This window comes from Rugamonas rubra (genome assembly GCF_900114705.1).
Taxonomy (GTDB): Bacteria; Pseudomonadota; Gammaproteobacteria; order Burkholderiales; family Burkholderiaceae_D; genus Rugamonas; species Rugamonas rubra.
In genome coordinates, this window is record NZ_FOTW01000055.1 from 1 (window position 1) to 11,644 (window position 11,644).

The 11,644-nt window shown below is 65.1% G+C and carries 10 protein-coding genes and 1 rRNA gene; all 11 read right to left on the bottom strand.

Annotated elements, in window-relative coordinates; all coding sequences use genetic code 11:
• Positions 1-85: 85 nt before the first annotated feature.
• The 11 genes from BM252_RS29370 to rrf all read right to left on the bottom strand — a co-directional run bounded on the left by BM252_RS29370 (position 86) and on the right by rrf (position 11,426).
• The gene (locus tag BM252_RS29370) at positions 86-1,351 is read right to left on the bottom strand and encodes a maltoporin (protein WP_093391303.1); all 1,266 of its coding nucleotides are present in this window, start codon (positions 1,349-1,351) and stop codon (positions 86-88) included.
• 129 nt (positions 1,352-1,480) lie between these two features.
• On the bottom strand, positions 1,481-2,263 hold the full coding sequence (locus BM252_RS29375; RefSeq protein WP_093391304.1) for an L-iditol 2-dehydrogenase: 783 nt from the start codon (positions 2,261-2,263) through the stop codon (positions 1,481-1,483).
• Between the two features lie 171 nt (positions 2,264-2,434).
• Positions 2,435-3,352, bottom strand: coding sequence for a helix-turn-helix domain-containing protein (locus tag BM252_RS29380; RefSeq protein WP_093391306.1), 918 nt, complete (start codon positions 3,350-3,352; stop codon positions 2,435-2,437).
• A gap of 108 nt (positions 3,353-3,460) precedes the next feature.
• Positions 3,461-4,933 carry a xylulokinase gene (gene xylB / locus BM252_RS29385; RefSeq protein ID WP_093391307.1) on the bottom strand — a complete coding sequence of 491 codons (1,473 nt, stop codon included), beginning with the start codon at positions 4,931-4,933 and terminating at the stop codon, positions 3,461-3,463.
• A gap of 4 nt (positions 4,934-4,937) precedes the next feature.
• Positions 4,938-6,446, bottom strand: a complete 1,509-nt coding sequence (locus BM252_RS29390; RefSeq protein WP_093391309.1) for a mannitol dehydrogenase family protein — start codon at positions 6,444-6,446, stop codon at positions 4,938-4,940.
• Positions 6,446-7,498: an ABC transporter ATP-binding protein gene (locus tag BM252_RS29395; protein WP_093391316.1), complete on the bottom strand. Its 1,053-nt coding sequence runs from the start codon at positions 7,496-7,498 to the stop codon at positions 6,446-6,448. The genes BM252_RS29390 and BM252_RS29395 overlap by 1 nt, the downstream gene beginning before the upstream one ends.
• Positions 7,499-7,528: 30 nt before the next feature.
• A complete protein-coding gene (locus BM252_RS29400) occupies positions 7,529-8,347 on the bottom strand; it encodes a carbohydrate ABC transporter permease (protein ID WP_093391310.1) in 819 nt (272 codons plus the stop codon).
• A 10-nt stretch (positions 8,348-8,357) separates the two neighbouring features.
• On the bottom strand, positions 8,358-9,218 hold the full coding sequence (locus BM252_RS29405; protein WP_093391312.1) for a carbohydrate ABC transporter permease: 861 nt from the start codon (positions 9,216-9,218) through the stop codon (positions 8,358-8,360).
• Positions 9,219-9,328: 110 nt separating this feature from the next.
• The gene (locus BM252_RS29410; RefSeq protein ID WP_093391313.1) at positions 9,329-10,639 is read right to left on the bottom strand and encodes an ABC transporter substrate-binding protein; all 1,311 of its coding nucleotides are present in this window, start codon (positions 10,637-10,639) and stop codon (positions 9,329-9,331) included.
• A gap of 210 nt (positions 10,640-10,849) precedes the next feature.
• Positions 10,850-11,134 (bottom strand): hypothetical protein, encoded by a 285-nt coding sequence (locus BM252_RS29415; RefSeq protein ID WP_093391315.1) that lies wholly within the window; start codon positions 11,132-11,134, stop codon positions 10,850-10,852.
• A gap of 179 nt (positions 11,135-11,313) precedes the next feature.
• Positions 11,314-11,426, bottom strand: a 5S ribosomal RNA gene (rrf, locus tag BM252_RS29420).
• Between the last annotated feature and the right edge of the window lie 218 nt (positions 11,427-11,644).

Consider the following 11,644-nt stretch of genomic DNA (forward strand, 5'->3'; position numbering starts at 1 on the left):
GCTTGTTTCTGCGTGCATTTCTGCGGGGAGGCGAACTATAGCAAGGCTTGCCAGCGTTGGCAAGCCTTGCTGCGTAAGTAATCGCTTAGAACCAGGCTTCCACTTGGAAACCGAACGAAGTACCGCTGGTATTGTTGTTATAGACCGGGCCGGAATTGTTGCTGGCGTTGACGGACGCGGTGGCGGCGTCATTCCATTTTCCGTAGGTCACAAAGGCGCGCAACTCCGGACGCGACCACAAGCCGGGGCCGGCCGAGATGGTCGGTGCGAAGGTCAGCTTGGTCAGCCGTTGTGCGGCGCCGCCGGTCGGCGAGGTGACGCGGTCGGTGCCCAACTCCATCACCAGCTTGAGGTTCTGGTTCACCGCGTACACCGGACGCACACCAAGTGTGGTCCAGGTGGTCGAACCGATCGCGTCGGACTTGTCTTTCTGTAGCAAGGCAACGAACTCCATGCCGAAGTTCCAGGTCGGTTGCACCCAAACATTGTCGAAGACACGGAAACGGGTCACATCCGAGCCCAACAAGGTACTGCCCGAGGCGCCGATGCGGTCGTTGCCGACGCCGATGCCGGTGCCCGGCCCGACGCCATATTGCACGCCGAACGTATTGGCGCCGCCAAACACCTCGGTCTGGCGGTGGAAGGCCGACATCTGCCAGCCGTTATGGGTGGCGCCCAGCTTGTTGCCGCCTTGCGCGGTGATCACCGAGGCGGCCAGGTCGATAGTGCCGCCGGCGTTGACCGGCACGTCCTGGTAGATGAAGTTCTGCCGGGTCGCCGCCGTGGTGCCCAGCACCGTGCCGTCGGCCGAGGTGGCGGTGGCGTCGTTGTCCTTGAAGAAGGCATAGGCGAACTTGCCCGGGCCGACCTTGATCTGGTCGAGGCCGGCGCCGGTGCCGTTGAAGTTGATGTACTGCAGATCCAGCATGTGGATGTCCGGCCGGTTGTAGAAGCGCTTACCCATCCACGCCGTGCCGCCGTTGAGGAAGGTCAGGCCCTTGGCCTCGACGTAGGCCTTCAGCACGTTCAACTTGGCGTTGTCGAAGTCGGATTTGGGGCTGTAGGCGTTGACCCAGACGGTGGCGACGTAGTGCACGCCGTCCGACTGGGCGATGTCCTTGGTGTAGCCGCCTTCGAAGTAGGCGTCGCACTCGTTGCCCAGCCGATACTTCATCGTGTTGCCGCCCAGGCCGTAGCAGCTTTGCGGGCCGCGCGAGCCGCTGGTCGAGGTGCCGGCGCCGACGCGGAAGTAGCCGTGGAAGCCCTCCTCGTCCGACGCGGCGCTGGCGCCACCGCAGGCACAGGCGAGCGCAATGGCCAATGGCAGGGATTTCTGTAGAAGGTTGTTCATGTTGTGTCTCCTCGATATATGTTTTTATGGGTAAAGCGACGGACGTGGGGGTGCTGCCGGAGCGTCCTGTCCAAGGACGGCTCCGCTGCTTACTGCTGACTGCTTGCTGTGGGAAATAGGTGGAGCGGCCTAGCTCATCACGCTGCCGCCATCGACGTTCAAGGTCTGTGCGGTGATGTAGGCGGACTCGTCGCTGGCCAGGAAGACGGCCGCGCCGCTCAGGTCGGACGGCTTGCCCATGCGGCCGAGCGGCACGGCCAGACCGACGGCGCGCTTCTTCTCGCCCGGCTGCAGGCCCTCGTAGCGGGCGAACAGCGCGTCGACATGGCCCCACATCGGCGTGTCCACCACGCCGGGCGCGATGCCGTTGACGCGGATGCCGTGCGGCGCCATGGCCAGCGCGGCCGACTGGGTGTAGCTGATCACGGCGGCCTTGCTGGCGCAGTAGTGCGACACCAGCGCCTCGCCGCGCCGCCCGGCCTGCGAGGCGAGATTGATGACGGAGCCGCTGCGGCCGGCGTCGCGCATGCTCTGCAGCACCTGCTGCATGACCAGGAACATGCCCTTGACGTTGACGTCGAAGATGCGCTGGTACATGGCCAGGTCGGACTCCAGCAAGGGTGCCATGTCGAACACGGCGGCGTTGTTGAACAGGATGTCGAGCGGGCCGAAGCGGCGCTGCGCGGCGGCCAGCAGCTGCCGCACGGAGGCGGCGTCGGTGACGTCGGCGCGCACATACTGCAGCTTCTCCGGATGGCGCGCCATCAGCTCGGCCACGGCGGCCGGCGCTTGCGGCGCCAGGTCGGCCACGGTGCAGCTGGCGCCTTCGGCCAGATAGGCTTCGGCCACGGCCAGGCCGATGCCGCCGCCGGCGCCGGTCAACAACGCGTGTTTATCGGCTAGGCGGTTCATGGGGCACCTCGGGCGGCGGTGGCGATGTGCTGGCGATTCATGGACAGTCTCCTCTCGTTATAGTCGATGCATTGATTTGCATCGTGAGAGAAAGTCTAGCAGCGGCCGCGCCGCCATTCCGATACTGAAAACGCGATTACCGATACTCGCCGACTCCGCGCGGCGAATTGTTCAGGCGCCGAAGCGGCCCGACGCCTGCTGGCGAAACTCCTTCGGCGTCATGCCCTTCAGTTCGAGGAAGCGACGGTTGAAATTGGCCACGTTGTTGAAACCGGCGTCATAGCAAATGTTGGTGACGTAGCGCTCCGTTTCCATCAACAGCTGGCAGGCCTTGTTGACGCGCAGGCGGTTGACGAAATCGGTGAAGCTGTTGCCGGTCGCGCTGCGGAAGAAGCGCGTGAACATCCGCTCGGACATGCCGAGCTGCTGCGCCAAATCGCTCATCGAAAACTGGCTGCTGAAGTTCTGCACGATGAAGTTGACGGCGGAGCTGATGCGCGCCAGCGCGTCGTCGTCGTCGCTCGACTGCATCGGCACGGTCGACAGCAGCTGGTAGTTGCTGCTCTCGGCCAGCTCGCCGAGCAGCGAGAGGAACTCGATGAAGCGCGGCAGGCCGTTGCTGTCGCGGATGCGCTCGAAGCGCCGCATGGCCTGCTCGCTCAGGTCGAAGAACTCGATGCCGTAGGTGGCGCGGCTGAGCAGCGGCAGCACGGCGCGCAGCTCGGGGATGGCGGCGGCCATCTGCTCGAGCGGCGCGTGGCTGAACTGGACCACCATGTCGCGCAGCTTGACGCCCTCCTCCGGCGTGTCCAGCGAGACCCAGTTGTGCGGCACGCGCGGGCCGGTCAACACCAGGTGGCCCGGCGCGAACTGGCCGATGTAGTCGCCGACGAAGACCTTGCCGCTGCTGGCGCAGATCAGGTGCAGCTCGTACTCCTCGTGGTAGTGCCAGCGCACCAGCGAACTGGGCACGCCGTGCTCCAGGTAGCGGATGAAGCCGTAGCGCCCGTCCGGTTCGAACCCCTGCTGCGGGTCACGCACGCAGATGTGCTCCATCTGGAGCGTTTGGTGAATGCTCTTGGCTGGCATATCTGTCTCTCCTCCTGTCTCTGCCCCGACTGGCGCGGTGCTTGGCGGCGAACCCGTCCTGCCATAGCGGGTCGCCGCTCAAGCCAAGTATAGCAAAGCCGACGTGTCTCAAAACAAGGGCTTCAACTGCCCGTACAGGGCGCGGAAGCGCTCGAAGCGCGGCAGCAAAGCGGCCTGCCATTGCGCCTCGGGCGCGACCACCTCCAGCACCGGCGGCGCCACGCACACCTCGGCCACGCCGAGCTGCGGATTGGCGGCCAGCAGCGCCAGCCTGGCCGCGCCCAGCGCCGCGCCAACCTCCCCGCCGCTGTGCAGCGACAACGGCAGATCCAGCGCGCTGGCCAGCAGGCGCGCCCAGTAGCGGCTGCGGCTGCCGCCACCGACCAGCGCGGCGCCGCGCATCGAACCACCGGCCGCCTGCAACGCCAGATAGCTATCGCGCAGGCCGAAGGCCACGCCCTCCAACACGGAATAGCCGAGCAACGCGCGGTCGGTATCGTGGCGCAGTCCGAACCAAACGCCACTGGCGTGCGGATCGTTGTGCGGCGTGCGCTCGCCCGACAAATACGGCAGGAACAGGGGCGCCGCTTGGTATGCGGCAGGCCCCGCCAGCGCGATCTCGTCGAGCAGCGCCGCCTCGTCGGCGGCGTGGGTGAGCTGGGTGACCCAGCGCAGGCAGCTGGCGGCCGACAACATCACCCCCATCTGGTGCCATTGTCCCGGCAGCGCGTGACAAAAGGTGTGCAGCCCTTGGGCCGGATTGGGCCGATAGGCGTCGCTGGCGGCGAACAGCACGCCGGAGGTGCCCAGCGAGATGAAGCCCTCGCCCGGCGCCACCACACCCATGCCGACGGCGCTGGCGGCGTTGTCGCCGGCGCCGCCGGCCACCACCACTTGCGCTGGCGCGGCGATGCCCCAGTCGCGCGCCAACTCGGCGCGCAACATGCCGCCGGGCGCGCTGCCTTCGACCAGGCGCGGCATCTGCGCGAGGCTCAAGCCGCAGGCCTGCAGCATCGCCTCGGACCAGTCGCGCCGCGCCACGTCCAGCCACAGCGTGCCGGAGGCGTCCGACATGTCGGAGATGAATTCGCCGGTCAGCAGGTAGCGCAGATAGTCCTTGGGCAGCAGCACCATGGCGGTACGGGCGAACAGTTCCGCCTCGTGCGAGGCCACCCACAACAGCTTGGGCGCCGAGAAGCCGGGCATGGCCAGGTTGCCGGTGATGGCGCGCAGTTGCGGCGCGCGCCGCTCCAGCTCGGCGCACTCGGCGCCGGCGCGGGTGTCGTTCCACAGGATGGCCGGCCGCAGCACGCGGCCTGCCGCGTCGAGCAGCACCGTGCCGTGCATTTGGCCGGACAAGCCGATGCCGCGCAAGGCCGCCAGCTGGCGCGGATGGCTGCGCGCGATGGTGCCGATGGCGGCCAGGGTGGCGCGCCACCAGTCGGCCGGGTCCTGCTCCGACCATTGCGGCTGCGGCCGGCTGATCGCCAACGGTGCGTGCGCGCTGGCGACCACGGCCTGGGCCTGGTCGATCAGCAGCACCTTCACCTCCGAGGTGCCGAGGTCTATGCCGAGATACATGGCCTTATCCCGCCAGCTCGGACGGCGCGGCAAGCGCGTGGCGCAGTGCCGCGCGCGCGCCGTCGCGGTACAGTCGCGCCAGCGCGTCGCCGACCTGCGCGACGAAGCGCGGCTGCTCCGACAGCTCGCCGAACAACTCGCGCATCGACAGTAGCGGGCCGGCGTCGGCGCCGCCCAGCAGGGCCAGCTCGCGCAGGCGCGCCGCGTAGGGATCGTTGAGTGGCATCGCCACGCCCTGCTCCGAGCTGCCGTTCAGGTAGCGGAACCAGCACGCCACCGTAAAGCTGAGCAGCTTGATCGGGCCGCCGCGCTCGAGCTGCTCGCGCACCGACGGCAGCACGAACTTGGGAATGCGCGCCGAGCCTTCGGTGCCGATGCGCGCCAACTGGTCGCGGATGGCCGGGTTGGCAAAGCGCTCGATCAGCGTGCGCTTGTAGTCGGCCAGATCGATGCCGGCGACCAGCGGCAGCAGCGCCGTCACTTCTTTGTCCATCATGTCGCTGAACAGCTGGCGGATGTCGGCATCGTCCATCGCCTGGTGGGCGAACTCGTAGCCGAACAGCATGCCGATGTAGCACAGCGACTGGTGGCCAGCGTTGAGCAGCCGCAGCTTCATTTTCTCGTAGGGCAGCACGTCGTCGGTCATTTGCGCGCCGACCAACTCCCAGGCCGGACGGCCGCCCGGGAAGTGGTCCTCGACCACCCATTGAAGGAAGGGCTCGGTCATCACCGGCCAGGCGTCGGCCAGGCCGAAGCGCTGGCGCACCAGCGCGCGGTGCTCGTCGGTGGTGGCCGGCGTGATGCGGTCGACCATGCTGTTCGGGAAGGCGCAGTGCTGTTCCAGCCAGGCGCTCAGGCCCGGGTCGCGCAGCTGCGTGAAGGCCAGCAGCATCTTGCGCATCACGTCGCCGTTGTTCTGCAGGTTATCGCAGGACATCACCGTGAACGGCGCCAGGCCGCGCTCGCGCCGCCGTTGCAGCGCCTCGGCCAGATAGCCGAAGGAGCAGCGCGGCGTGCGCGGATGGGCCAGGTCGTGCACGATGTCGGCATGGGCCGCGTCGAATTCGCCGGTGCCCTGGTTGATGTAGTAGCCGCCTTCGGTGATGGTCAGCGAGACGATGCGGGTGCCCGCGTCGGCCATCTTCTCCAGCACCGCCTCGGCGTCGTCCGGCGCGTAGAGGAACTCCAGCACCGAGCCGATGACGCGCGCGCTCTCGCCCTGCGCGCCGCGCTCGACCACGGTGTACAGGCAGTCCTGCGCGCGCATGGCGTCGCGCATGGCGGCGTCGTGCGGCAGCAGCCCGACGCCGCAATAGCCCCATGGCGTCTGGCCCGGCAGGTGCAGCAGCTGGTCCAGATACACCGCCTGGTGCGAGCGGAAGAAGCCGCCCACGCCGATGTGCACAATGCTGCGGGCCACATCCTGCCGCGCGTAGGCCGGCCCGGCGACGCCGTCCGGCAGGTGGCCGAGCGCGGCCTGGTTCAGTGCTATCGTTGGGTTGTCGTTGCCCATCACAGCGCTCCCCCTGCGGCGGCCGCGTAGGTGTTGCCGAAGCGGTCGAAGTGGTGCACCTTGCCGAGGTCGAAGCTGAGCATGGTGCGGTCGCCCGGATGCAGGGCGCTGCGCTCGCTGCCGCGCGAGACGATCTGCACGTTGTTCTCCATGCGTGCATACACCAGCGTCTCCACACCCAGCGACTCGACCATGTCCACCGTCGCCGCCAGTCCATGCTGCCCCGGCGCGTCGAGCTTCACATGCTCGGGGCGGATGCCGACGAAACCATCGGCGTGCGCCGCGCTACCGGCCAGCGCCGCCAGCTGCGGCAGGGCCGCCGCCGGCACCACGTTCATGCTCGGCGTGCCGATGAACTGGGCGACGAAGCGGTTGGCCGGCCGGTCGTACAGCTCCAGCGGCGAGCCGTGCTGCTCGACTTGGCCGTCGCGCAGCACCACCACGCGGTCGGCCAGGGTCATCGCCTCGACCTGGTCGTGGGTGACGTAGATGCTGGTGGCGCCCAGCTCGCGGTGCAGCTTGGCGATCTCGATGCGGGTCTGCACGCGCAGCGCCGCGTCCAGGTTGGACAGCGGTTCGTCGAACAGGAAGACCTTGGGGTCGCGCACGATGGCGCGGCCGATGGCGACGCGTTGGCGCTGTCCGCCGGACAGCTCCTTGGGCGTGCGCTCCAGGTATTTGCCCAGGTCGAGGATGGCGGCGGCCTTGTCGACCTTTTCGCGGATGACGGCGCGGTCGACGCCGGCCAGCTTGAGCGCGAACGACATGTTCTCGAACACGCTCATGTGCGGATACAGCGCGTAGGATTGGAACACCATCGCCAGGTCGCGCTTGGACGAGGGCAGCGCGGTGATGTCGCGCCGGTCCAGCTGCAGGCTGCCCTTGTCGATGGTCTCGAGGCCGGCGATCAGGCGCAGCAGGGTCGACTTGCCGCAGCCGGAGGGGCCGACGAAGACGACGAACTCGCCCTTCTCGATTTGCAGGTCGATGCCTTTGATGGCGTGGTGGTCGCCGAAGAATTTTTCGATGTTGCTGAGTTGTAGGTAAGCCATGATCAAGTCCCGTGTTTGAATATGCCGTGCTTATTTGACTGCGCCGAAGGTCATGCCCTGCACCAGCTGCTTCTGGCAGAACCAACCGAGCGCCATGATCGGTGCGATGGCCATCAGCGAGGCGGCCGACAGCTTGGCCCAGAACAGGCCCTCCGGGCTGGAGTAGGAGGCGATCAGCCAGGCCAGCGTGCCGGCGTTGGAGGCGCCCAGGTTGAGCGACCAGAACGACTCGTTCCAGGCCCACACCATGCAAACCAGCGCGGTCGAGGCGATGCCGCCCACCGCCAACGGCAGCACGATGTAGCGGAACTCGTGGCCGACGGTGGCGCCGTCCATGCGCGCCGCCTCGAGGATCTCGCGCGGCAGTTCGCGCAGATTGGTGTACAGCAGCCAGATCATGATCGGCAGGTTCATCAACATGAACATGATGGTCAGGCCGATGCGGCTGTCGAGCAGACCGAAGTACTGGTAGCAGATATAGATCGGCATCAGCGCGCCAACGCCGGGCATGTAGCGCGAGCTGAGCACGAACTTGAGCAGGCCGACCGTGCCCCGGGTGGGGAAGAAGGCCATCGAGTAGGCCGCCGGGATGGCGATGGCCAGGCCGATGGCCGTCGACAGCACGCTGGTGATCAGCGAGTTGAAGGCGTAGCCGACATAGTTGTCGCGCGCCAGCACGTCGCGGAAGCTCTGCAGCGTCGGCGAAAAGAACAGCAGCGGCGGCGTCGAGATGGCCTGCGCCTCGGTCTTGAAGGCCATCAGTCCGAGCCAGAAGATCGGAAAGAACAGCAGCAAGGCGAAGAACCAGGCGGCGCCGGTGCGCAGGTGGAGGGTGAGTGGTTTGTTCATCGTGTTCTCCTTATTTCGCCAGGTTCTTGCCGATGACGCGCATCAGGAAGAAGGCGGCGATGTTCGCCAACAGCACCGCGAACAGGGCGCCGGCCGAGGCGGCGCCGATGTCGTAGGACTGCAAGGCCTGCTGGTAGATCATGAAGGTGATCGTGGTGGTGTCGAAGCCGGGGCCGCCGCCGGTGGTGGTGAAGATCTCGGCGAACACCGACAGCAGGAAGATCATCTCGATCATCAGCACTACCGAGACGGCGCGGCCGAGGTGGGGGATGTAGAGGTAGCGCAGCTGCTGCAGGTAGTTGGCGCCGTCCATGCCGGCGGCCTCCAGCTGCTCGCGGTCCATCGACTGCAGCGCGGTCATGAAGATCAGGCAGGCGAAGGGCAGCCACTGCCATGACACCATCATCACGATCGACAGCAGCGGGTAGTGCGACAGCCAGTCGACCGGCGGCAGGCCGAACAAGATGCTGACCTGGGCGAACAGGCCGTAGATGGGGTTGAGCAGCATGTTCTTCCACATCAGCGCGTTCACCGCCGGCATGATCAGGAAGGGCGAGATCAACAGCACGCGCACCACGGCGCGGCCGGGGAAGGCGTCGTTGATCAGCAGGCCGAGGGCGGCGCCGCAGACCACGGTGACCAGCATCACCGAGAACATCAGCACGAAAGTGTTTTTCAGCGCCGGCAGGAAGGCGCCGTCGGTGAAGAAGTAATGGAAGTTCGCCAGGCCGTGGAATTCGTGCTCGCCGGGCGAGAGCAGGCTGAATTTGACGAAGGCGTAGTAGATCGTAATCAGGAGCGGGACGATGGAAATGACGGCGATGGCCAGCACGGCCGGCGTCAGCAAGGTCCGGGGTATCAGTCGGTTCATGGGTATCTCAAGGTGCGTGCGAAGCGGCCGGCGCGGGCCGGCGGCTTCTGTGGACTTCGGCTACGGGCGGGTGCCGCCGCGCCGGCATGGTGGCCGGCGCGGCGGGATGGCTATTTGTAGTAGCCGGCCTTGCGCATTTCGCGGTCGGCCGCCTGCTGCGCCATGTCCAGCGCCTGGTCGACCGTCTGCTTGCCCAGCAGGGCCGAGGCGATCTGCTGGCCGGCCGCCAGACCGATGGACTGGAACTCGGGAATCGCGGCGAACTGCACGCCGATGTACGGCGAAGGCTGCAGCGTGCTGTGTTTCGGGCTGCTGGTGGCGATGGCCTTGCCCTCGGCGGCGGCGAACTTCGCGGCCTTGGCGAACTCCGGATTGGCGTAGGTCGACTTGCGGGTGCCGGTCGGCACGTTGGCCCAGCCGGACTCCTTGGCCACCAACTTGATGTAGTCCTTCGAGGTGGACCAGTTGATGAACTTCTGCGCCGCCTCCGGGTGGCGCGAGCTTTTCGGAATCGCCAGCGACCATGCCCACAGCCAGTTGGCGCCGCGCTCGGTCACCGCGTAGGGCGACTGGGCGAAAGCGACCTTGTCGGCCACCTTGCTCTGTTTGGGATCGGTGATGAAGGAGGCGGCGATGGTGGCGTCGATCCAGATGCCGCATTTGCCTTCGTTGAACATCGCCAGGATCTCGTTGAAGCTGTTCGACGACGAGCCCGGCGGCCCGTAGTTCTTCAACAGGTCGACATACATGTTGACCGCGTTCTTCCACGGCTTGCTGGTGAACTGCGGCTGCCACTTCATGTCGAACAGTTGGGCGCCGTAGGAGTTGGCCATGGTGGTGATGAAGGCCATGTTGTCGCCCCAACCCGGTTTGCCGCGCAGGCAAATGCCGTAGACGCCGTTGGCCGGATCATGGATCTTGGCGGCCACCGCGCGGATGTGGTCCCAGGTCGGCCGCTCCTCGATGGTCATGCCGGCTTTCTTCACCAGGTCGCTGCGGTACATGATCATCGAGCTCTCGCCGTAGAACGGCGCGGCGTACAGCACGCCGTTGTTGGACAGGCCTTCGCGGATGGTCGGCAGCAGGTCGTCGACGTCGTAGCCGGCGTCCGGCTTGATCGGCAGCAGCCAATCCTTCTTGGCCCAGATCGGCGCCTCGTACATGCCGATCGTCATCAGATCGAACTGGCCGCCCTTGGTCGCGATGTCGGTGGTCATGCGCTGGCGCAGCACGCCCTCTTCCAGCGTGACCCATTTCAGTTTGATGTCGGGATTGGCCTGCTCGAAGAACTTGCTAAGCTTTTGCATCTCGATCATGTGGCCGTTGTTGACGGTGGCGATGACCAGATCGGTTGCGGCAATGGCGCCGGTGTTGGCGGCCAACAGGGCAGCGCATACAGCGCCGAGGGCGATACGTTTCATGTCTTGTCTCCAGTGTTTTTATGATTTTTTGTCTTCGCGGTGCTATTTGTCACCACCATGTCAATGTATCACTGGAGTTCGATACTTTCCGATACTGGGAATCGTAGTCTCGATACTTTTTGGTATGGCTCTTGGGCCGATGGTGCTGGAAATCTGCGCCACAGTACAGGCCGGCAAGCAGGCCCGTACTGTGCGACGCGGGAGAACTGCCTAGGCCGGCTGGGCCAACTGCGCTAGGACGGCGTGCCGATGGGTCAGCACAAACTCGACAAAGGTCGGCTTTTTAACCGCCATCCGCAGCGGCCAGGGAAGAAATTCGTAGCAATAGTCGGCAACGCGGCGCAGGGTTTCTTCGTTGTTGAGTATGGTGTGGGTCAGATCGCCGGATTTGCCGACGAAGGTGCTGAGGATGTCGCCGCGCTGGCGGTCGAGGATGAGGTTGATGGGGGCAAGCAGCGAATCGCCGAGCTTGGCCCGCTCTTTCAGGATGTCCATATTGCAGTCTCCGTGGGCTGGTAGAGACTGCATCGTAAATTGCCAGAAGAACCTTCGCATTGCGATTGGGCAATTTTTTGGATGTTGGCAGAATTTAGGACGAAAAAAAACCCACCTGCGCTGAACGCGATCTTGAGCGCGTTCAGGCTGGTGGGTTTTTCTACACTACTATATAACTAGCCTGACGATAACCTACTTTCACACTGGTTGCAGCACTATCATCGGCGCAGAGTTGTTTCACGGTCCTGTTCGGGATGGGAAGGGGTGGTACCAACTTGCTATGGTCATCAGGCATTGACTTGTACAGTGTTCGCTTCCAATTGGACAGCGGCACTTGAATCTGGAAGAAGCATTATAAACGATTTATACCGTTTATTCAAAGTAAAGATCAGGGGTAATGAACGATGTATCAACAACTCAGGCGACACGTAACTTCTCATTCTTACAACCTGCTAAGGTTATAGGGACAAGCCGTACGGGCAATTAGTACTGGTTAGCTTAATGCATTAC

Bases quoted from the DNA above. Each gene is read 5' to 3' on its own strand.
- BM252_RS29400 (WP_093391310.1), bottom strand. From the start codon at position 8,347: ATGAACAAACCACTCACCCTCCACCTGCGCACCGGCGCCGCCTGGTTC.
- BM252_RS29390 (WP_093391309.1), bottom strand. From the start codon at position 6,446: ATGGGCAACGACAACCCAACGATAGCACTGAACCAGGCCGCGCTCGGC.
- xylB (WP_093391307.1), bottom strand. From the start codon at position 4,933: ATGTATCTCGGCATAGACCTCGGCACCTCGGAGGTGAAGGTGCTGCTG.
- BM252_RS29380 (WP_093391306.1), bottom strand. From the start codon at position 3,352: ATGCCAGCCAAGAGCATTCACCAAACGCTCCAGATGGAGCACATCTGC.
- BM252_RS29410 (WP_093391313.1), bottom strand. From the start codon at position 10,639: ATGAAACGTATCGCCCTCGGCGCTGTATGCGCTGCCCTGTTGGCCGCC.
- BM252_RS29375 (WP_093391304.1), bottom strand. From the start codon at position 2,263: ATGAACCGCCTAGCCGATAAACACGCGTTGTTGACCGGCGCCGGCGGC.
- BM252_RS29405 (WP_093391312.1), bottom strand. From the start codon at position 9,218: ATGAACCGACTGATACCCCGGACCTTGCTGACGCCGGCCGTGCTGGCC.
- BM252_RS29370 (WP_093391303.1), bottom strand. From the start codon at position 1,351: ATGAACAACCTTCTACAGAAATCCCTGCCATTGGCCATTGCGCTCGCC.
- BM252_RS29395 (WP_093391316.1), bottom strand. From the start codon at position 7,498: ATGGCTTACCTACAACTCAGCAACATCGAAAAATTCTTCGGCGACCAC.
- BM252_RS29415 (WP_093391315.1), bottom strand. From the start codon at position 11,134: ATGGACATCCTGAAAGAGCGGGCCAAGCTCGGCGATTCGCTGCTTGCC.